The organism is Flavobacteriales bacterium, from assembly GCA_016779995.1.
GTDB lineage: Bacteria > Bacteroidota > Bacteroidia > Flavobacteriales > UBA7312 > UBA8444.
The window spans coordinates 143,419-165,656 of the sequence record JADHMO010000004.1; the positions used below are offsets into that span (position 1 = coordinate 143,419).

22 protein-coding genes are annotated in these 22,238 nt (G+C 35.0%); 10 read left to right on the forward strand and 12 right to left on the reverse strand.

Features of this window, described 5'->3' with window-relative positions:
- Positions 1-3 precede the first annotated feature (3 nt).
- Positions 4-648 (forward strand): sulfotransferase family 2 domain-containing protein, encoded by a 645-nt coding sequence (locus ISP71_04495; protein ID MBL6663346.1) that lies wholly within the window; start codon positions 4-6, stop codon positions 646-648.
- On the opposite strand, the gene ISP71_04500 is transcribed toward ISP71_04495, so the two are convergent.
- Both ISP71_04500 and ISP71_04505 read right to left on the reverse strand, forming a co-directional pair.
- Positions 623-808: a hypothetical protein gene (locus tag ISP71_04500; protein MBL6663347.1), complete on the reverse strand. Its 186-nt coding sequence runs from the start codon at positions 806-808 to the stop codon at positions 623-625. The two genes, ISP71_04495 and ISP71_04500, sit on opposite strands and share 26 nt — an antisense overlap.
- A gap of 11 nt (positions 809-819) precedes the next feature.
- Complete coding sequence (locus ISP71_04505) at positions 820-987, reverse strand: hypothetical protein (protein ID MBL6663348.1); 168 nt, start codon at positions 985-987, stop codon at positions 820-822.
- Positions 988-1,027: 40 nt separating this feature from the next.
- Between ISP71_04505 and rnr the strand changes: the two genes are divergently transcribed.
- The 3 genes from rnr (at position 1,028) to ISP71_04520 (ending at position 5,084) form a co-directional block, all read left to right on the forward strand.
- On the forward strand, positions 1,028-3,148 hold the full coding sequence (rnr, locus tag ISP71_04510; GenBank protein ID MBL6663349.1) for a ribonuclease R: 2,121 nt from the start codon (positions 1,028-1,030) through the stop codon (positions 3,146-3,148).
- 451 nt (positions 3,149-3,599) lie between these two features.
- Positions 3,600-4,034 (forward strand): ribose 5-phosphate isomerase B, encoded by a 435-nt coding sequence (gene rpiB, locus ISP71_04515; GenBank protein ID MBL6663350.1) that lies wholly within the window; start codon positions 3,600-3,602, stop codon positions 4,032-4,034.
- A 9-nt stretch (positions 4,035-4,043) separates the two neighbouring features.
- The gene (locus ISP71_04520) at positions 4,044-5,084 is read left to right on the forward strand and encodes a M28 family peptidase (protein ID MBL6663351.1); all 1,041 of its coding nucleotides are present in this window, start codon (positions 4,044-4,046) and stop codon (positions 5,082-5,084) included.
- Here ISP71_04520 and ISP71_04525 read toward each other — a convergent pair.
- The 10 genes from ISP71_04525 to ISP71_04570 form a co-directional block, all read right to left on the reverse strand.
- A complete protein-coding gene (locus tag ISP71_04525) occupies positions 5,081-6,226 on the reverse strand; it encodes a hypothetical protein (GenBank protein MBL6663352.1) in 1,146 nt (381 codons plus the stop codon). The genes ISP71_04520 and ISP71_04525 overlap by 4 nt on opposite strands.
- Positions 6,227-6,242: 16 nt before the next feature.
- On the reverse strand, positions 6,243-8,435 hold the full coding sequence (locus ISP71_04530) for a T9SS type A sorting domain-containing protein (GenBank protein ID MBL6663353.1): 2,193 nt from the start codon (positions 8,433-8,435) through the stop codon (positions 6,243-6,245).
- Positions 8,436-8,505: 70 nt separating this feature from the next.
- On the reverse strand, positions 8,506-9,312 hold the full coding sequence (locus ISP71_04535) for a hypothetical protein (GenBank protein ID MBL6663354.1): 807 nt from the start codon (positions 9,310-9,312) through the stop codon (positions 8,506-8,508).
- The gene (locus ISP71_04540; GenBank protein ID MBL6663355.1) at positions 9,300-10,166 is read right to left on the reverse strand and encodes a hypothetical protein; all 867 of its coding nucleotides are present in this window, start codon (positions 10,164-10,166) and stop codon (positions 9,300-9,302) included. The genes ISP71_04535 and ISP71_04540 overlap by 13 nt, the downstream gene beginning before the upstream one ends.
- A complete protein-coding gene (locus ISP71_04545) occupies positions 10,167-10,550 on the reverse strand; it encodes a cytochrome c (protein MBL6663356.1) in 384 nt (127 codons plus the stop codon).
- A 38-nt stretch (positions 10,551-10,588) separates the two neighbouring features.
- Positions 10,589-12,133 carry an aldehyde dehydrogenase family protein gene (locus tag ISP71_04550; GenBank protein MBL6663357.1) on the reverse strand — a complete coding sequence of 515 codons (1,545 nt, stop codon included), beginning with the start codon at positions 12,131-12,133 and terminating at the stop codon, positions 10,589-10,591.
- Positions 12,134-12,154: 21 nt separating this feature from the next.
- Entirely contained in the window at positions 12,155-13,483 is a 1,329-nt protein-coding gene (gene rseP / locus ISP71_04555; GenBank protein MBL6663358.1) for an RIP metalloprotease RseP, read from the reverse strand.
- A gap of 4 nt (positions 13,484-13,487) precedes the next feature.
- On the reverse strand, positions 13,488-14,645 hold the full coding sequence (locus ISP71_04560; GenBank protein MBL6663359.1) for a 1-deoxy-D-xylulose-5-phosphate reductoisomerase: 1,158 nt from the start codon (positions 14,643-14,645) through the stop codon (positions 13,488-13,490).
- Positions 14,632-16,134 carry a GH3 auxin-responsive promoter family protein gene (locus tag ISP71_04565; GenBank protein MBL6663360.1) on the reverse strand — a complete coding sequence of 501 codons (1,503 nt, stop codon included), beginning with the start codon at positions 16,132-16,134 and terminating at the stop codon, positions 14,632-14,634. The genes ISP71_04560 and ISP71_04565 overlap by 14 nt, the downstream gene beginning before the upstream one ends.
- A gap of 3 nt (positions 16,135-16,137) precedes the next feature.
- Positions 16,138-17,004: a M23 family metallopeptidase gene (locus ISP71_04570; GenBank protein ID MBL6663361.1), complete on the reverse strand. Its 867-nt coding sequence runs from the start codon at positions 17,002-17,004 to the stop codon at positions 16,138-16,140.
- Positions 17,005-17,098: 94 nt separating this feature from the next.
- Here ISP71_04570 and ISP71_04575 point away from each other — a divergent pair, with 94 nt between their 5' ends.
- The 6 genes from ISP71_04575 (at position 17,099) to atpE (ending at position 22,205) form a co-directional block, all read left to right on the forward strand.
- On the forward strand, positions 17,099-19,687 hold the full coding sequence (locus ISP71_04575) for a tetratricopeptide repeat protein (protein ID MBL6663362.1): 2,589 nt from the start codon (positions 17,099-17,101) through the stop codon (positions 19,685-19,687).
- Positions 19,688-19,753: 66 nt separating this feature from the next.
- Entirely contained in the window at positions 19,754-20,146 is a 393-nt protein-coding gene (locus tag ISP71_04580) for a polymer-forming cytoskeletal protein (protein MBL6663363.1), read from the forward strand.
- Entirely contained in the window at positions 20,109-20,342 is a 234-nt protein-coding gene (locus tag ISP71_04585; protein ID MBL6663364.1) for an AtpZ/AtpI family protein, read from the forward strand. Before ISP71_04580 ends, ISP71_04585 begins: the two co-directional genes overlap by 38 nt.
- On the forward strand, positions 20,332-20,721 hold the full coding sequence (locus tag ISP71_04590) for a hypothetical protein (GenBank protein ID MBL6663365.1): 390 nt from the start codon (positions 20,332-20,334) through the stop codon (positions 20,719-20,721). Before ISP71_04585 ends, ISP71_04590 begins: the two co-directional genes overlap by 11 nt.
- Positions 20,722-20,838: 117 nt before the next feature.
- On the forward strand, positions 20,839-21,978 hold the full coding sequence (atpB, locus tag ISP71_04595; protein MBL6663366.1) for a F0F1 ATP synthase subunit A: 1,140 nt from the start codon (positions 20,839-20,841) through the stop codon (positions 21,976-21,978).
- A 35-nt stretch (positions 21,979-22,013) separates the two neighbouring features.
- On the forward strand, positions 22,014-22,205 hold the full coding sequence (atpE, locus tag ISP71_04600) for an ATP synthase F0 subunit C (GenBank protein MBL6663367.1): 192 nt from the start codon (positions 22,014-22,016) through the stop codon (positions 22,203-22,205).
- Positions 22,206-22,238 lie beyond the last annotated feature (33 nt).

Below are 22,238 nucleotides of genomic sequence, written 5' to 3' on the forward strand. Positions count from 1 at the left end.
ATAGTGAGTTCTTTTTACAATAAAATAAAAGTCTTTTTAGGTGTTGAGAAAAAAGAAACTAACCCTATTTTATCTATTTTTTTAGAGAAAAAATGTGTTTTTTTTCATATCCCTAAAACCGCTGGAATTTCTATTTCAAACGCTCTATTTGGAGATGTAAAATGGGGTCATCGGAGTGTCAATTTTTACAAATCACATTATGGAGAAAACGTTTTTAATTCTTTGTATAAGTTTTGTTTTGTAAGAAATCCTTATGATAGACTCTTTTCTGCATATACATTTTTAAAGGAAGGTGGTATCAATAATCTAGACTTAGAATTTTCTAATTCATACTTACAAGAATTTGCAAGTTTTGATGAATTTGTTTTAAAAGGTTTGGAAAAAGAAGAAATTATGAATTGGGTTCATTTCAAACCTCAATATACTTTTGTTTGTGATGAAAACGATAATATTGTAATGGACTTTGTTGGAAAAATGGAAAATTTAAACGCTGATTTTAATACCGTTTGTAAACATTTAAATATTGAGTCAGAATTACAAAAACTTAATATGAGCGCAGCTAAAAAAAATGATTTTTCTGAAGAAGTAAAAGCAATGATAAGGTTAAAATATCAAAAAGACTTTAATCTTTTTTATCCTCATTTATAGATTTCCTAAGTAGCTTGTCTACACCTAGCCAAATAAGTATTACAGGCCAATACACTCTAATGAGTTCTGCTAAAGAAACCTCTATTAAATTGAGATTATTCAATAAGAATATCAGTCCTAAAACAATAAATAATATTCCTATACTTTTTCCTTTTAACATCTGATTTAATTTTAAGGGTTAGAACTAGCAGGTAATATTCCTTTTTTGAACAACCCTTGTTTAGTTTTATTTTTTTTGCCTTGTTTACCAGTATCACAACCTACTGAAGTAGATTTAGATTGTGATCCACAAGCTGATAAAAATACTATTAACAATATAAAATGAAAAGCTCTTCTCATGTTAAGCAAAGTAAACACATTTAATTTATATTTTCGTTGAATGGGTAGAAAAAAGAAAAAAAGAAATATTGAAAAATCCACATTAAAATCTCTTATCACATCTATTCTTCGTCAAAACCCTAGAAAAGCTTTTAATTACAAACAGCTTTCAAAACAAATAGGTGTAGGAGATGAAAATACCAAACGCTTAATTCAAATTGTTCTTGAGGATATGGAACAACATGATTTAATTGTTTCTGTTTCTAGAGGTAAGTATAAATTAAAAAGTAAATCTACAATTGTAGATGGTATAATAGATATAAATAGTGCAGGAAATGCTTATATAAATTGTACAACTCTTGATGATGATATATTTATTCATAGAAAATATATTCCAAATGTTGTAAGTGGTGATAAAGTAAAGGTTTCTGTTTTTCCTTCTTTTAAAAAGAGTAAAAAAGAAGGTGAAATTATTGAAGTCATTGAACATAATACCGAACAATTTGTTGGTGTTGTTGAACTCGCTACAAATCATGCTTTTGTACTTCTTTCAAACCCAAAAATACATTTCGATATTTTTCTACCTGCCAAAGAAATTAAAACTATTAAAAATGGACAATTAGTTGTAGTAAATGTTGTTGACTGGGGTGATAAAAAAACTAATCCAACGGCTGAATTAAAAGAAATATTAGGTTATCCAGGAGAACATCAAGCAGAAATTCATTCAATTTTAGCTGAATATAATTTCAATAATAAATTCGATAAGCATATAGAAAATGCTGCAAAAAATATTCCTTCAAAAATTACATCTGATGAAATTAAAAAAAGACGTGATTTTAGAAATATTACAACTTTTACTATTGATCCTTATGATGCTAAAGACTTTGATGATGCTCTATCAATTCAACAGCTAGAAAATGGAAATTGGGAGGTTGGAATTCATATAGCAGATGTTTCTCATTACATCCATGAAAATGATAGTATAGATAAAGAAGCACAAGAAAGAGCAACCTCTGTTTATTTAGTTGATAGAGTAATTCCTATGTTACCAGAGATATTATCAAACAATTTATGTTCGTTAAGACCTCATGAAGAAAAATTATGTTTTTCGGCTGTTTTTGAACTTGATGAAAGGGCTAAAGTATATAATGAATGGTTTGGAAGAACAGTCATTTTATCTAATCACCGTTTTACCTATGAAGATGCTCAAGATATTATAATTAACAAAAAAGGTAAATATGTTGAAGAACTTTTAAAACTGGATTCACTAGCTAAAATATTAAGAAATAAAAGAATAAAAAATGGTGCTATTTCATTTGAAAGATTAGAAACAAAATTCAAAATTGATGAAGAGGGTAATCCTATTTCTATTTATTTTAAAGAAAGTAAAGATGCTCATAAATTAATAGAAGAATTTATGCTTTTAGCTAATAGAAAAGTAGCTGAATTTATTGGAAAACAATCTTTAACTTTTGTTTATAGAATTCATGATAGTCCAGATCCTGATAAATTAGATGTATTAAGTGTATTCTTAAAAAAGTTTGGTTATAATTTACAAACAGAAAATAAAAAGACAATTGCTCAATCCATGAATAAAGTACTAAAAGATATTCAAGGAAGTCAAGAAGCAAATATGATAGAAACTTTGTCAATAAGAACTATGGCAAAAGCAGTATATACAACAGAAAATATAGGACACTATGGATTAGGATTTAATCATTACACCCATTTTACCTCACCTATAAGACGTTATCCTGATGTTATGGTACATCGACTTCTACAACATTATTTAAGTGGTGGAAAAAGCTATAATAGAACTAAAATAGAACAACTATGTAAACATTCTTCTGAAATGGAGATTATAGCTTCTAAAGCTGAAAGAGATTCTATAAAATATATGCAAACCAAATACATATCTCAATTTGTAGGTCATACGTTTGATGGAATAATATCAGGAGTTACTGATTTTGGAATTTTTGTGGAAGTTAAAAATACAGCTTGCGAAGGATTAATAAGACTAAAAAACATACCAGGAGATTTTTATATATACGACGAAAAAAATTATTGTGTTTACGGAAGTCAAACCAAAAGAACACTTACTTTAGGTGATTCATTAAAAGTAAAAATTAGAAAAGTAGATATTGAAAAAAGAGAAATTGATATGGTTATAATAAATATATAATATTTTTAATTTTAATAATAATATGTATTTATATATAGGCTGTTAATTAAGTTGATAATTATTTTTAATAAAACTATTTAATGTTAGTTATTAATGGATATTAACAATTAATTAACTTCTTATTTTATTATAAACACCACAAAATAAAGAACTTATATATTTATTAATATTATTTATTAAGAATATTAAAGTTTAACTAACAATTTAATTTTGAAAAAAAAGAGCTTTAAAAATTATATTTTATGTTAATAGTATCTTAACATTTTGTCTATTAAAATTTAGGTAAAAATTAGTAGAAATGCTAAAAAAAATGAAAGCAAAACAGATATTAAAAAGTCAACTAAAATTTATTAAAATTTTTAACTGTAATTAACAAAAAATGAGTTTTGTTTGTTAATAATCTTTATGATATACTAATATAATTATTAACCCTTATAAACATTACCATCAAATGAGTAAAAATATAGGCATAGCATGTGATCATGCAGGTTTTGACTACAAAGAGAGCGTAATATCACATTTAAAAAACAAAGGTTATACTGTAACAGATTACGGTTGTTTTAGTACAGATAGTGTAGACTATCCTGATTTTGCTCATCAATTAGCCCAATCTATTGAAAATGGAATTAATGAATTAGGAATTCAATTTTGTGGCAGTGGTAATGGAATAAATATGAGTGCTAATAAACATCAAGCTATACGTTCAGCATTATGTTGGGAGGTTGAAATTGCTGAATTAGCACGATTACACAATGATGCTAATGTATGTACTATGCCAGCACGTTTCATAGATTTAGAAAAAGCGCTTTCAATAATAGATATTTTTTTAAATACAGATTTTGAAGGTGGAAGACATCAAAGAAGAGTTGATAAAATAAGTTGTTAAATAAGTACCATGAAAAAAATATTACTACTATTATTTCCTTTAGGATTGTTTGCTCAAGTAAACACTTGGTCAGAGACTACTCCTAAACTTAAATATGCTAATTCTATAATTGTTGAAGATTTACAAAAACACATAAGTGTTTTAGCTGGAGATTCTTTGCAAGGTAGAGAAACGGGTCAGCCAGGTCAGAAAATGGCGGCAAATTATATTGCCAACTTTTTTAAAGAAATAGGCATACCTCCCTATAAAAACAACTCTTATTTTCAAAAATTTAAAGTCAAAACAGTTAAACGTTATGGCAAATGGAAATGGGATAAAAATGGTGTTTTAGAAAAGATGCTTAATAATAATTATATCAGAGGAGAAAACATTATCGGTTTTATTGAAGGAAGTGATTTAAAAGATGAAATAGTAGTAATTACAGCACATTATGACCACTTAGGTATTAAAGACTCATTGATTTATAATGGTGCAGACGATAACGGTTCAGGTACTGTAGCTATTATGGAAATAGCAGAAGCTTTTATGTTAGCAAAAAAAGAAGGTAAAGGACCAAGACGAAGTATACTTATTATGCCGGTTTCTGCTGAAGAAAAAGGTTTGTTAGGTTCTAAATATTATGCTGAAAACCCTATTTATCCATTAGAAAATACAATAGCAAATTTAAACGTAGATATGATAGGTAGAATTGATGATTATCACGATAATCCAAATTACATTTATCTAATAGGTTCGGACAGATTAAGTACTGAATTACATGATATTAGTGAATCTGTAAATGATAAATACATTAATCTAGAATTGGATTATAAATATAACGATGAAGATGATCCTAATAGATATTATTACCGTTCAGACCATTACAACTTTGCTAAAAATAATATTCCTGTAATATTTTATTTTAATGGTGTACATGCTGATTATCACAAACCATCAGATACTATTGATAAAATACACTTTCCAAAAGTTGAAAAAATAAGTAGATACATTTTCTTAACAGCCTGGGAACTGGCTAATAGAGATGAAAGACCAAAGTTAAATATTGATTAATTTAGAATTAAAATAGAACGGCTATTGTTAAATTCTGAAATATAACTACCTCTATTAAGAAAAGATAAATTTACACTGGATTTATTATAAGCAGAAAAAACACGCTTTCCATCTAAGGAATAAATAGTTATATCACCTTTAAAAGGAAAAGTTAATCTATTATTGAAGATATTAAAAGCTGATTTATTTACTTGATTAGACTCATTTACACTTGATATATCAGTCCAATACACTAACCCTCCTTCTGTTCCTATCCAATAACCTAATTCATCTTTTTCTATACATAATACATAGTCATTAATTAAACCGCTATTATCAGTATTGAAGGTATTTGTATTCTGAATGCCAAACTCATAACTAAAAGAGAAAAAACCACCACCACTACTACCAATGTAAAACAAGTCATCACCTTTGTATATGGTGTTTAAACTGTTGCTGGGCCAACCACTAAAAAAACCGGTATTAAAAACTAAGAAATTCCCGTTCAATAAATGTGATATTAAACCACCATAAGGAGTAGTTATCCATATATTTTCATCATCAACCACCATATCAGTGGATGTATTGTCTATTAATCCATTATTAGCATTATACCAACTAATAGAGTCGTTATACAAATAACCTAAACCACCATTAACAGTGCCAATACATAAAGAATCGCCCTTAAAAGTCAAGCAACGTACATTTATAAAACTTGGTTCTAAAGAAGATGAATCAAGAACAATAGAAATGTCATCATTACTCATTTTAAACAAACCATCAATAGTGCCAATATAAGCTGTATTGTCATCATCGAAAACCACCTCATTAACATGACTAGTAACAATACTATTCTGTGAGGTAATAGTTTCCCACGAACTCCCATTATAAATAGCTATGCCACTTAAAGTGCAAACATAAATATACCCCTCTTTATCTATTGAAATAGAGTTTACTAAAGGATGGGGAAGCATATCAGTATAATCTACCCAAGAGGTGTTGTCGTAAGTATATAGCCCCCAGTTTGTGCCTATCCATTTTACACCATCAACAATTAGAATATCATTGATTTGATTATCTACCAGAATAGTATTTTCTGTGGTGAAATTTTGCCAATTGCCTTGCGCAAAAAGAGCCCCTAAGGGCCCTAATTGAAACATCATCCATATGAGGATTGTTTTATTGAAGGACAATCTTTTCAAACGTTTTCTGATTGTTTATATTAAAGCTTATAGTGTAAATACCTTTTGGTAGCATTGACCAATCAAAAGACTTATCTAATTTAGTCAATTTTCCTAAGTTTTCATAATATACCATTTGACCTAAAGAGTTGCTTAAAGTCAAACCTACATTATTTTCTTTTTCGAGGCTTAGGTTTATAGCAACAAGCCCTTCGGTCGGGTTAGGATATATACTTATATCTACAAGAATCTCATCTATAGAGCTACAATCTTCTACTGTTACAGGAAAAACAACAGGATTACACTCAATAGGCTCGCCAACAATTACCCAATTATATAAGTAGTAGTAGTAAGTTGTATAATCATCACCACCACTATTGTCTATACCTTGTCCGTAATAAACAGCTTTATTAATAGAGACCTTTCCGTCTAATACATATGGGTATGACAAACCACCATTAGTACCTGTTCTTTTCAGTTGTGGGTTTTCTCCGCCAACACTACTTACATTTACTTCAGCATCTGTGCCAATTTGATAATTTACTCCAGCAGGAACCTCAAAGTTTAACACGACCACTTGAGGTTCATCAGCACAAAAACCGATAAATTCAGTATGTTCAGCGATAACCTCACCAGCCTCATTCATCAATATAAATTTTCTTTCAGCAGGTTCTTCTGTATAAACACTTACACTTTCTAAAGTAAACGCGCTCAAAGCATCAAAAGAAAGAAAGCCAATAGCATTTGAACCTCCACTATAATTTGAATCTCCCTCATGTTGCTCAGGACCTACATTGTTATCAGAAAAACTATTAGTGACATAATAGTTAACACTTTCGTTTAATACTGGTGTTGTAAAGCTAAGACCTGAGCCTACAACATTCATATTTTCATCGTACCAAGTAACATCGTGTTCTGAACCTACAGTTAACTCAGCGCTTTCGTTTTTACAAATGGTTACTGAATCAAAACTAGGATTACTGATAGTAGAAACAACAATATTTTTTGTGGCAGGACAATCAAACTCTTCGCTATTTATTGTTACTGAATACGTTCCAGCCTGATTAATTTCAATAGACTCAGAGGTGCTTCCGTTTGACCACAACAAAGTTGTGTTGTCAGGAGCGTCTATAGATAAAGAAACGTTTTCTCCCTCACAAACCAAGTTAGTAGCAGAACTTGTAATTTCTGGTACGTTTGGTACTTCAGATTGTTGTGTTAAAGTTACTGGAAACCATGTGAAATTGTTATCCAGACGCTCTTCAAGCATCACCTGAGGAACCTCTAAAACAACAGCATAGTCTCCATTACAAGTGCCTAATGGAATATTCAAAAACATACCATCTAAATACGAACCATAAGTGTCGTTATACCCTACAGAAATACCTTGTGAAATAGGGCTACAGCCATATTCACCACCACCAAGACCATAGTTAGGAAAGTCGTCTTGTGAAAGAAGGTTTCCCTCGTTGTAAACAGACTCATCGTCTCTACAACCCGCATTTACACTACTACAGTTTCCGAGGTCCATTACACAAAAACCAACTTTTGCACCATCGCCGACAACTTCCCACTCTAGAGGGTTTTCCATGTTGTTGGGGTCAGGAATACGTAAAGACATTATTGTCCATTCGTTAAAGTGCATGTGTCCATGTGTAGGGTGATACTCCATTGTGCCCACCATTACTTCATAAAAATCCATGCTTCCGTCAGCATTTTTATGATATACTCTTTGAATAGAAATGTGTTTAGGAGTGCTGTTATCAGGACAATAACTTTGTTCGTTCCAATCAGGATCATAAACTGAAAAGGTGTCAGCAACACCACTATCGTAGCAAATCATCCATCTATATCCGTCTTTGTCAACACCTCTTAAATTTAATGGACCAGAACCAATATTAGGCGTTCTTGCCCCCACTCTTATCCTGCCCATAGCTTCGACTTCTGGGGTTATTTCAAACCAATTTTCAGGGTAGTTAATTTCACCGTTTTGCAAACCTTCACCAGGAGGAAACTCTTCATAGTCACCTATACCCCATTGCCAAGAAACAGTAATATCAGGTAGTAAATCACAAGAAGTGTCGTTTGCGTCTTCACACTCACAACCCAAAGCGTTTTCGGTTGTACATTGAGCATAAGAAAAATTAACACCGACAAAAAAAGCAAAAAATAAGAAGCAGAACTTGTTCATATTAAAGAGGTTAAGTTAGATAATCTGTAAGTACAAAAATACTAAAAAAAAGAGCAGATAGAAAAAAAACCTAATTCTCTTGAGCACCTTGGCTTATCCAGGTCAAAATAGTTTGTACTTCAAAAGGTGTTAGAGCGTTGTTTGGCGGCATCGAATATTCAACATCTTCGTCTGCCACCAAGCGATATAAATAGCTTTCTTCAGGCTGTAGGCTATTGATATAACTCACCCCACCATCGTTTTTACTTATACCATTAATAAGGTTTTCATAGGCAACATTAGCTGGGGCAAGTCTTATTTGTCCACCGTCAGAATTATGACAAGGCATACACCTTCCTTCACCGTTATTATAAAAAATAGGATTGTAGATGTCGTTCAAAAAGCTAACCAAAGGCACCTCTGCCCCCATATCTAAAAGATGATAATAATCTTTGTAAACCCTGATATAACTGCCGCTCACCAGAGTGTATTCCAAAACCATTAACGAATCCTCTTTAACAACCACTTTTTGTCTCAAAGTGTCTTGACTATTATATAAAAACAAGGAGTCTAACATAAGCTCAAACACCCCATTAGTAACCCCAACAAACACACTGTCCTTACTTTCTTCTAAAAAAGTAAGAGTATATTCTTGTGTTTCATAAAACAAACTCAAGGTGTCAGGAGAAGATATGCCGTAAGGCGTTACTTGTTGATTCAGAACAGCAGTGTCTAACAATAGAGTATAAACCAAAGAATCTTTTTTCCAATACTCTGTAGGATATATATAAGGTTCAACATCAATCAAACGGTCTTTACTACAAGAAGCTAGAATAGCCGTTGTTAACAAAAGAACGAACACCAAGCCTTTTATGTTTTTTACACCTAAAACCACCATACTCTACGAATATTAAAACCCAACACAAACTCATTTGGACCCTGATAAAAATCATAAGGCTCAAGAGTGTAAATATTAGCTTCTCTTAAATAGTAACTATTACTCATAAACACCTGAAAAACGTGTCCCGCTGTACCAAATTCAAAACCTAAAGAAAAGGGGTTGTCAAGCGCCGACTCAGAACGGTTGTTTAGTTTGTGAGCGTATTCAAATAATATTGCGCTACCAAACGAATATTGAAAACGACCACTAAAGGGAAGAACAAACGTAAAGTGGTCTTCTTCCAAACCCCAAACTAGGTTTTTATATATCATTGTTGGGCTCAATTGTAGCGATAGTTTATCGCTAAACTTTCTAGAAAGAATAAGCTCTGTTGTGTAGCTTATACGATGAGAAAACTTATTTTCAAAAGGCGTTATACTATCAGAGAAAAAAGCATTAGGACCATAATCGTTAAACGGCTCGGTGTTTATTCCTGTGTTGTTAAAAATAGCAATACTTAAAGGTGAACTGTTGTCGGCGGTTTGTCTTAACAAGACGTATTTACCCTCAACATCTATGGTTTTACCAATTTTGGTTCTTCCCACCCCAACATAAAGCCTGTCGTTTAACTTATAAGACAATGAAAAGCGAATGTTTGCAGGATTATCAAAACCTAAAAAGTCTTTATACACCCTATCGTCTAGACCAATCTTACCAAAGCGATGCATGATGGTAAAGTCAAAACCCTCAGGAATTACAGCGGTTTGTGCATTGATAAGCTGCTTGTTTTTAAAAGCGTTTACATACTCCTTTTCTTGTGCTCTAACATCCAAACTCAACAACAACAAACCAAGAACAACAATTTTTTTCATCTACTTTGCGCTTAGGGTTCTTATATAGTTTATTAGTTGCCAGCGTTTTTCTTCATTCAAAGAGTGTTTGTAGGGCACCATCATGCCCTTGCCGTTTGACAACTTCCAAAACAACTCGCCGTCAGTTTGTTTTTGTAGGTCAGCAGACGAAAAATCCCTAGGTTTGGGCTTAAGGTTGGTAGCGGCAGGGCCATCACCTTTTCCGTTTTTGCCATGACACGTCCAACACAACTTAGAGTATAACACTTGACCTTTTTGAGCTGCTATTTTATTACCAGCATACGGATTGTTAATCTCTTTAGCCGACTCTGGAGCTTGCCACGACACTTGAGCAAAAGAGTTAAATCCAAACAACACAAATGAAAGCAAAAATAATAATCGCATTAGACTAATTGGTTAAGCTACAAAAATACGACCTTTTATTATAAGTCGAATTTTATGCCTTGAGCAAGCGGTAGTTCATCAGAATAATTAATGGTGTTGGTCTGACGACGCATATATATTTTCCAAGCATCAGAGCCTGATTCTCTACCACCACCAGTTTCTTTTTCGCCACCAAAAGCACCACCTATTTCTGCGCCAGAAGTACCAATGTTGACATTGGCAATACCACAATCAGAACCAGAAGAAGCCAAAAACTTTTCAGCGTCTTTAAGGTTAGAGGTCATGATAGCAGACGACAAGCCTTGTGGCACATCGTTTTGTATTTCAATAGCGTTTTCTAATTCACCAGAATACTTAATTAAGTATAATATTGGAGCAAAAGTTTCGTGTTGAACGATAGCAAAATCGTTCTTTGCTTCAGCAATAGCTGGTTTTACATAACACCCACTTTCGTAGCCAGAACCCTCTAACACACCACCCTCAACCAAGACTTTACCACCCTCTTCAACAACTTTAGTTAGCGCGTCCTGATACATGCCCACAGCATCTTTGTCAATTAACGGCCCAACGTGGTTGTTTTCGTCTAAAGGATTTCCAATTTTAATCTGTTGGTACGCGCTAACAATAGAGTTTTTAACGGTGTCATAAACAGATTCATGAATAATTAAACGCCTTGTTGAGGTACATCGTTGCCCACAGGTTCCGACCGCACCGAATACAGCGCCAGGAACAACTATTTTTAGGTCAGCGGTTGGCGTGATAATGATAGCGTTGTTTCCGCCAAGCTCTAGCAACGATTTACCGAAACGACTCGCCACTGTTGCCCCTACTATTTGTCCCATTCTTGATGAGCCTGTTGCTGAGATTAGCGGCATACGTTTGTCGTTGGTCATCATTTCACCAACTTCGTAGTTACCAGTCACGATACAAGAAATACCTTCTTCTAAATCGTTTTCTTTTAAGACTTCAGCAATTAAGTTTTGACAAGCCACTGAGCATAATGGCGTTTTTTCAGAACCTTTCCACACACAAGTGTCACCAGCTATCCACGCCAAAGCGGTGTTCCAACACCACACAGCCACTGGAAAATTGAAGGCAGAAATAATGCCCACCACTCCTAAAGGATGATATTGTTCGTACATTCTGTGTCCTGGACGTTCAGAATGCATAGTCAAACCGTGTAATTGTCTAGACAATCCAACCGCAAAATCACAAATGTCAATCATTTCTTGAACCTCACCCAAACCTTCTTGATAAGATTTGCCCATTTCATAAGAAACTAACTTTCCCAAAGCTTCTTTGTGTGTTCTTAGTTTATCTCCGAATTGACGAACCACTTCACCACGTTTTGGGGCAGGTACTGTTCTCCAATTTTTGAACGCAGAGGTAGCTGCCGACATAACCTTTTCATAATCCTCTTTGGTGCTGCACCTTACTTTTCCAATTAATTTTCCATCAACAGGAGAATACGACTCTAAAAGCTCTCCGCTAGAAAAACAATCGCTACCAGTAGAGCTGCCGTTGTTGATTTCTTTTAAACCTAATTCTTTTAATGCCTCTTGTATTCCAAACGTATCGTTCATTATTTTTTATCTTTTAGTTAGCTATGATAGTAATTTAAAAATATCGTTTCCATTGGCATATAACACTAAGCCCAATAACAATATTACACCTAAGGTTTGGGCATATTCCATTACTTTTTCATTAGGCTTTCTGCGAGTAACCACTTCATATAATAAAAACATAACGTGACCCCCATCTAAAGCAGGAATAGGCAATAAGTTTAATACTGCTAACATAATAGAAAGAAAAGCGGTTAAACTCCAAAAACGCTGCCAATCCCAAACAGGAGGGAAAATGCTGCCAATAGAAATGAAACCACCTACAGATTCAGGTGATTTTTTAATGAGTTTAAACTGCTTAAGATAGTTGGCAATTTCTGACTGTGTTTTCTTTAGTGCTGCTGGAAATACTGTAAGCACATTATATTGCTCTGTTTCTAGTTCATACAAAGATGAAAACGACGTTAATTGCACACCCATAATACCTTCTTCCAAGAAAACGCTAAATTCTTTTTCTTGTCCGTTTCTGTCCACCACAACAGTTGCAGAATCTCCTTTTAGTGATGGCGTGTAAGCAATGACGTCACCCGCAAACCCCATGGGCCTATTGTTAATAGTAACTATTCGGTCGCCAACTTGAGCTCCTGCTTTTTTCATCACAGAACCCTCGCTAAAACCCCCAATAACAAAAGGTATATTTGGCGAGAACAGCGGTGTTTTTGCTAAAACAGCATTTTTGACCTCTTCTGTAAACGGCACATCTAATTGTTTGCCACTCCTTACTACAGTAATTATTTTAGCATCATCTAGAATCAGCTTTTGTATCATTTCTGAATGCAGACTTCCGTTTTCTCTAGCAAAACGATCTACTTTGCTTCCGTCGATGGAATATATTATATCGCCGTTTTGAAAACCCGCAGCTAAAGCTAGAGAATCACAATGTATGCCGTAAGTCGCCTTTTCACTAGGCAAATATTTTTCTCCCCATATCACCAAACTAAAAGAGTAAATAACGAAAGCTAGAATAACATTTACAGTAACACCACCCAACATTATGATGAGTCGTTGCCAAGCGGGTTTTGAGCGAAACTCCCAAGGCTGAGGAGGTTTTTTCATTTGCTCTTTGTCCATAGACTCGTCTATCATACCAGAAATCTTAACATACCCACCAAGAGGTAGCCAACCTACACCATATTCAGTGTCGCCTACTTTCTTTTTAAAAAGAGAAAACCAAGGATCAAAAAACAGATAAAATTTTTCTACTCGGGTTTTAAATAATTTAGCTGGAATATAGTGTCCAAGTTCGTGTAAGATGACCAATATTGACAAACTTAAGAGAAGTTGTCCTGCTTTAATTATTATTTCTTCCATTTATTTAAATTAGTGCGTTAGCTAAAACCCGACTTTCTTCGTCTGACGACACAAAGTCATCGTATGTGGGATTCGCCACAAAAGTACTCTTTTCCATGCAATCGGCAATCACATCAGACATTTCTAAAAAGCCTATTTTGTCTTTTAAAAACGCATCTACAACAACTTCGTTAGCAGCATTTAGAACACAAGCCATATTACCCCCTTTATTCATCGCTTTATAAGCTAGTGCTAAATTTTTGAAAGTGTCAGTGTCAGCCTTTTCAAAGGTTAAACTTGGGTAGTCCATAAAGTCGAAACGTGGAAAATCCGAAACAATCCTTTGCGGGTAAGCTAAAGCATACTGTATAGGCAGCTTCATGTCTGGCAAACCCATTTGAGCTTTCATAGAGCCGTCTGTAAACTGCACAATAGAGTGTATTATGGACTGCGGGTGTACAATAACATCTATTTGTTCGCTTTTTAAACCAAACAACCATTTTGCCTCTATAACTTCAAGCCCCTTATTCATTAAGCTCGCCGAGTCAATCGTAATCTTAGCCCCCATATCCCAATTAGGGTGTTTTAACGCTTGTTCTTTTGTAACATTTAACAGACGGTCTTTTGTCCACCCCCTGAACGGACCGCCTGAAGCAGTTAGGTATATTTTTTCAATAGGGTTGTGGAACTCTCCTACCAAACATTGAAAGATTGCTGAGTGTTCGGAATCAACAGGATAAATACTTACACCGTATTTTTTTGCCAAGTCTGTAATTAAAGCACCCGCCACCACCAAAGTTTCTTTGTTGGCAAGAGCAATGTTTTTCTTGGCTTTTATGGCACTTATTGTAGGCTTTAATCCAGAATAGCCAACTAGGGCGGTTAACACCATGTCTATATCCTCCATTTCCACCACCTGAGCCAAAGCTTCTTTACCAGCATAAACCTTAATGTCTTGACTTGACAAGGCTTCAAACACCTCTTGATATTTTGTTTCATCAACAATAACAACAGCGTTTGGATTAAACTTCAGGGCTTGTTTTATTAATAAGTCGCTATTGGAATTGGCGCTGAGCACTTCAACAACGAACAAATCCGTATTAGCTTCTATTACATCAAGAGCTTGAGTGCCTATTGAGCCGGTTGAACCCAGTATGGCGATGTGTTTTTTATTGTCGGTCATCTAAAAAGGGGGTTAAGCTATTTGCAAGTTTACGATTATTTGACAAACGAGGCGGCTTATTCTGTCCCCCTAATTTACCTTCGGACTTCATGTATTGATGAAATCCACCCTCCCGAACCTTTGTTATTGTTAATGGTTTTAATACTTTTCCTTCGATGAGGTCTTTGTAATAGCTGTTTTGTTTTTGCATAGCTTCGTCTAGGTCCTCAGCAAACACAAACTCATCGGCAGGAGGTTCTTTAAACTCTATAAACCATTCGTGGTAAGGCAAATCTGTTTTAGGATTCACCTCTGGAGCAACATGGAACTCGGTTACTACGGCACCTTGCTTTTTCAAAACTTCACGCATAGCCTCCTCAACTTCTTTACCAATAACGTGTTCCCCAAAAGCAGAGGTAAAGTGTTTTATTCTACCACTTACCACCAACCTGTACGGAGAGGTAGAAACAAAACGAACAGTATCACCAATATTATACCCCCATAAACCAGCGTTGGTGTTTAAAATAAGAACATAATCTTTTCCCACCTCTACGTCTGCTAGAGTTATTCTTTTAGGGTTTTCTTCAAAAAATTGGCTTGACTCGATGAACTCATAAAAAATACCGTGATTAACACACAACAACAAACCCTCAGTTTTTTGTTTGTCTTGATAAGCAATAAAGCCTTCTGAGGACGGGTATGTTTCCACACTTGGCACATCTTTTCCTATCAACTCCAAAAAACGATTTTTATAAGGCTCAAAGTTTACACCACCGTACACAAACAAGCTATAATTAGGAAAGACATCTTTGATTTTTTTGTCTGTTCGTTTAGCAAGTCTTTCAAAATACATCTGTACCCAAGGAGGAATACCGCTTATCAGAGTCATATTTTCAGAAAGGGTTTCATCAATAATAGCCTCTATTTTTGTTTCCCAATCCTCAATACAGTTGGTTTCAAATGACGGCTTATTATCTCTTTGCAGATACCAAGGGATATGGTGAGCAACAATACCAGACAAACGCCCTATCGGTGATTTTTTACTAAAATCTAATTCTGGACTTCCTTGTATAAAAATGTTTTTACCATTTAAAAATTTAGCCTCGCCCGTTTCTTCAATAAAGCTCAAAATAGCGTCCTTTGCACCCTTCAGATGATACGGCATAGATTCCTTTGAGATAGGAATGTATTTGGTGCCAGAGGTGGTCCCCGATGTTTTACAGAAATACAAGGGGCGACCCGGCCATAAAACGCTTTCTTCTCCTTCCAATGCGCGCTCAACATAAGTCTTTAAACCCTCATAATCTCTTACAGGAACTTTAGATTTAAAATCTTCGTAAGTGCGAATGTGTTTGAAATCGTGTTCTTTTCCGAAAGCCGTTTCAGACGCTCGTGACATTAAGGAGTTAAAAATCTTTTCCTGAGATTTTATAGGGTTTTTTATCCACCACTTGTTTTGTTGTTTTACAACACGAGCATACAGAACACCAAAAAAAGACTTTACACCCATCTGTTAAAATAAGATATACTGTTCAGGGTCAACAGGGTTGTTGTTGTACCACAATTCAAAGTGTAGGTGTGGACCACTGCTCCATTTGCCAGAGTTTCCAATAATAGCAATAGCTTCTCCAGCCTTAACTCTCTCACCCTGACTCTTTAGCAAGACAGAGTTGTGTTTATAAACAGAAAGTAGATTGTTTTCGTGCTGAACAACTATGACGTGACCAGTTTCAGAAGTCCAAGAAGACATCACTACCACCCCATTAAGCGTACTTTTAATAAGTTCATTTTCTTTAGTAACCACATCAACACCATAGTGTTCATCTTCAACATTAAACGATCCAGTAACAAGACCTTTTACAGGTAGAAAAAACAGGAGTTTTTCAATACTTTGATTATCCACGTTTGTATAACCAAAAAAGTTAAACTTTTCTTCTGCCTCCACCTGCTCTCTCAACAAAGAATCTTCAGGTGTTTTTTCAAAATTAATATCTTCTTGTGTTGAGTTGAGCGACACTACCCCTATTTGGTTTGTGTCTATGTTGCGACCTTCGATAATATTTTTGATGTTTTGGAGGTAGCGTTCTCTGTTGATTAATTCAACACTTAGAGAATCCGACAACAGGTTAAGGGTGACCATTTGTCGCCTTATGTCTGTGCTCGTATAACCAGGGATATACTCTCTCAATGGGCTAAAAGCAATAACCAAAGCAGTCCCACCCATTAATAAAGTTACGGTAATACAGGTCAATAAGAAGACGTTTAGCCTCGACATATTGAACGATAAGCGTTCTTCGAAGTTTTCGCTATTGAGAATAACAAAGCGATATTTGAATCGCCACCTATTCCAAAAAGAGTTCTTTTTTTTATCTTTCGACATAATCGCTGCAAATATCTTAAAATTTTATCTTAACACCCTTTAATCTTTATTCAAGAAAATAAAATAATTTTGTCAGATATAAGTTATTGCACTAATGTTTGTAAAAACCAAATCTTTCATTCTAGCCTCTTTCTTGTTGCTCACCATCTTTTTTTTGGGGTCTTGCAAAACCACTAAGAACAAGTTTTTTAACAAAGCCTATCACAAGACCACTACAAGATACAACTGGTATTTTAACGCTAAAGAAAGCTATAAGTCAGGTGTAAATAGACTGGAAACACAACACAAAGATGATTTTAATGAACTTTTAAGCATATACCCCCTTGGAACAGATAAAGACGCACAAAGTGTAAGCCCTCAAATGGACAAAGCACTAAAAAAGAGTGCTCAAGCCATCAGCAAACACTCTATGCTTATTAAAGGCAAGGAGTATAACCGCTGGATTGACGATTGTTACTTGCTTATTGGAAAAGCCTATTTCTACAAAAAAGAACACATCAAAGGTGTAGAAGCCTTTCGATTGGTTAGCCGACAATTTGAGGGGCTTACCTCCTCTTATGAAGCCAAAATTTGGCTAGTCAAATCTTTTGTAGAAGCTAATGACCTCAGCTCAGCAGACCTCATACTTGAAGAAATTTTGTCTGACGAAGATTTCCCCACCGAACTTAATAAAGAGTTAGCCTTGGTAATGGCGCATTACCATATTCGACAAAAAGACTATGCCCCAGCTATTTTGGAGTTAGAGGAGGCGATTTCTTTAACCAAAAAGAAAAGAGAAAAGTCCCGCTTTTTATACATTATTGCACAATTGCATTACAACCAAGAGAATTATTCTGCGGCTACCAATTATTTTTCTAAAGTCATACGGATAAGTCCAGATTATGAAATGACATTTAATGCTAAAATTAATAGAGCACGTTCTTTTGACACTTCTTCAGGGGGTTCTGAACAAATTCAAGACGAACTTAATAAGATGTTGAAAGATGCCAAAAACAAAGAGTTTTTAGACGTTATCTATTTTGGTTTAGCGGAACTTTCTAAACGCCAAGGCAAGACTAAAGAAGCTATCCCTCTGTATGTTAAGTCGGTTGCTAAAAGCATTAAAAACGACGCTCAAAAATCCTTGTCAAGCGTTATACTAGCTGACATTTACTACGATCAACAAAATTACCGTTTTTCTCAAGCTTACTACGATACTGCCGTTGCCTATATGAGCACTGACAACGATAGGTTTGTACCGGCTTCAGCTAGACAAAAAACCCTAACAGAACTGATTACCAATTTGGATATTATTCAACACCAAGACAGCATACAGCGTGTAGCGCTGATGCCAGAAAAAGAGCGTTTGGCATTTATCGATAATATTATAGAAAAGCTAAAACAAGAAGAACAACGCTTAAAAGAGCTAGAAAGCTCTAGACGTTCTGAAAACAACTTTTTTAACGACCCACAACAAAACAATAGCTTTAATAGGCTGAACCAAAACAGAGGTGGGGATTGGTATTTTGACAATCCTAATACGCTGAGTTTTGGTTTTTCAGAGTTCAACAGAAAATGGGGAAAAAGAAAATTAGAAGACGATTGGCGACGTTCAGATAAAAAATCACTAACCATAGAGGAGGCTTTGGCAGACACCACAAATGAAGACGAGTTTGACCCTAAGAGCAGAGACTCCTATCTAAAAGAATTACCCGTAACGGTTGAAGCTATGAAAGAGTCCAACCAAAAAATTATAGAAGCCTATTTCGATGCAGGGGTGATTTATAAGGAAAAACTAAGCGACATCCCCCAATCTATAAGTACTTTTGAAACTCTAAATAATCGTTTTCCAAACAGCGAAAATAGGGTAATGGTCTTGTATTTTTTGTATAGACTACACGAGGAGAAAGGCAATATAGACTTTGCTAAGGACTATAAAAATATGTTGCTCAAAGAGTTTCCCCAAAGTGACTACGCCAAACTCATTAAAGATCCCGACTATGCCGAAGAATTGGTTCAAGCCAATAGCCTACTTAACACGGATTATGAGAAGGCACACCAATACTATTTACAGTCTCAATTCGACGCTTGTATTAATCTTTGTGAGCGAGTCAACAAAAACAACCCCAACAATACCCTTTACCCCAACTTCGACTTTTTGAAAACTATGGCTAAAGGCTTTGGTATGACCAAGAGCAATTACATTAATGCCCTCACGCTAATCGTGGAGAAATACCCCAAACATCAGGTTGCAGAATCCGCTAAAGAGATATTGGTGTATTTAAAACTAGAGGAATTAGAAGGCGATAAGATGGTATTAAGTGAGGAAGACCTAGCTTATTTGGATAAGCCCAATGCGGGGCACTATTTTATTTTGTTGTTTAAGGAGTTTGACCTCGAAGTATCTATTGCTAAGTCCACACTTTCCGACTATCACGCCGAATATTATCGACTAGATAGGCTAAATGTTAGCGATTTACTTTTTGACGACCATACCCACATGATTACAGTCAGGGAGTTTCCCAACAAAAGCAAGGCTATGAGCTATTACAAGGCATTTGTTGAGGGAGATGTAAGGGGTGTTTTTGGAGACGATTATGACGTTTTTGTCATTGCAAGTCCAAATTTTCCAACCTTTTTCAAAAACAGAGATATTGAGGGCTATAAAAAGACTTTTCAAGAGTATTATCTAAATAATCAATAATCAGACTTTTTATTATATTTGTTCTACCAAAAACAAATAGTAATGTTTTCATCAAAAGAAAAAACCATGGCAAAACCACACGAAAACACAGGAGTAGTAAATTTAATTGGCGTAGGCACAACTATCGTTGGCGAGGTAACTTCCTCTGGCGATATTCGTGTTGATGGTAACCTTTCAGGGTCTATAAACACCAAAGGAAAAGTTGTAATTGGATCTACAGGAATGGTAGAAGGCAATGTAAACGCTTCAAACGCAGATGTTTCGGGTGAGTTAAAAGGCTCTATCTCGGTATCAGAGCTTTTAGCCTTAAAATCTACCGCAAAATTAGACGGCGATATCGTAACAAACAAACTTGCCATAGAGCCAGGCGCTTCCTTTACGGGTTCTTGTAGCATGGGTGCAGTTATAAAAGACATCAACCATGCCGGAAAACAAGAAAAACAAGAAAAAACAGCCTAAACGTTTTATCGTTCTTATTGCTGTTGCCTCTCAGATGGGAATAACCATCTTTTTAGGAGCTACTTTGGGCAAATTTCTAGATGCCAAATACCAAACTGAAAAAGCTTGGTTCACCATCGCTTTAACCCTTTTTGCCCTGCTCATCTCTTTGTATTCTGTTATGCAGACCCTCAACAAACTTAACAATGACGACTAGTCGTTTTGTTCTTTCTTTTGCTAGTAAATTAGGACTTGTTTTAGTCTGTGTAGGGCTGATGCACTACCTGGCTTTTGAGTTGCAGGATATTCAGCTTAATCTAAAAATGTGGGCTTTTACTTACCTCAGCAACTTTCTACTGGCAGGACTTGCCATTTTGACGATTTATAAATTTAGAATCACCCACACCGCGAGTTTGGGGTATATTTTTTTAGCAACAAGCCTACTAAAACTGATTGTTTTCCCGCTCTTGATACAGCCCATCTTAGTTGAACAATGTCCTAACTCAACCCATGCTTTTCTCTTGTTTTTTATTCCATATTTTGTGGCTCTAATGGTTGAAATAAGTGTTTTAATAAAGCTACTCAATCGACTCTAAACTTCTTGACAACAAGACGTTAAAAAAACTTTAAAATAATTCATCATTTTATTTTTAGAATAAACATTAATATTTAGTTTTGCAGCGAATTCCATAACAGCAATTTTTTGCAGACGAATGAGAAGAAAAATTAATTTATTAGCCTTACTTTTTACACTAACTATTAGCAGTGTAACTTTTGCAAAATCTGACAATACACACCAAAAAGACACTCCAGAAGAGGTAAAAGGTTTCATCAAGCATCACTTGAAAGACGCCCATTATTTTGAGCTTTTTCACGGTGTAAAAATGCCGCTACCAATTATTGTTTGGGACAATGGTATTCAATTCTTCTTGTCTTCAGACTTCAAGAAGGTTGAGGTTAAAGAGGTCACAGCACCCGATTCAACCATTACTTTTGAGCCGCTTAGCGAGAGCGACACTGTAGCTAAAGAAAGTAGAGACTACCTTTATGAGTCTAAGAGTTCTAATTACTCCATTTTCCACGGAAAAATAGTGGCGGCACAACATGGAGATATGCTGCTCAAACTTAACTCAGACGGTAAGAAAAAGCTAATCAGCCACCCCTACTTAATTGACTTTTCTATTACAAAAAACGTTTTAATGACTCTGTTGATTTGCGTTTTAATATTCTTTCTTTTTACAGGTCTTTCAAAATCTTATAGCAAAGGACCCCTGCCTACCGGCTTTGGTAGATTATTAGAGCCACTCGTTTTATTTATCAGAGACGACATCGCTATTCCTAACATTGGAGAAAAGCACTACAAAAGATACATGAGTTACTTGCTAACGGTATTCTTTTTCATCTGGATTGTGAACCTAGCTGGAATGACACCCTTAGGAATTAACATCACAGGAAATATAGCCATCACATTTTCGTTGGCACTGATTACTTATTTAATCACACAATTTACAGCAAACAAAAATTATTGGGGACACATCTTTTGGATGCCTGGCGTACCAGTACCAATGAAATTTGTTCTTATGCCCATAGAGCTTTTAGGAACAATCATTAAGCCATTTTCTCTAATGATACGTTTGTATGCTAACATTACAGCGGGTCACGTGGTGTTGATGTCGCTTATTGGTTTAGTGTTTTTCGCCTCCAATTTATTTGCTTTTGGATCATTTTTTGGACTAACACTATTCTTAGGAGTTATTGAATTGCTTGTAGCCTTTTTACAGGCTTACATATTCACTATGCTAACAGCCCTTTATTTTGGTGCTGCAGTAGAAGAACATCACGATGAACATTAAGATATTAACTAATTATTAACTTTAAATTTTTTATTATGACTATTCCAAATATTGTAGGAGCGGGATTAATTGTAATCGGTGCAGGTTTAGGTATTGGTAAAATCGGTGGCTCTGCCATGGATGCTATCGCTAGACAACCTGAGGCGACTTCAAAAATCCAAACAGCAATGATTATTGCCGCTGCACTTATTGAAGGTATTGGATTTGCTGCATTATTTGCTGCCTAATTCATCATTTTAAATCAAAGCTGTAAGGGTTGC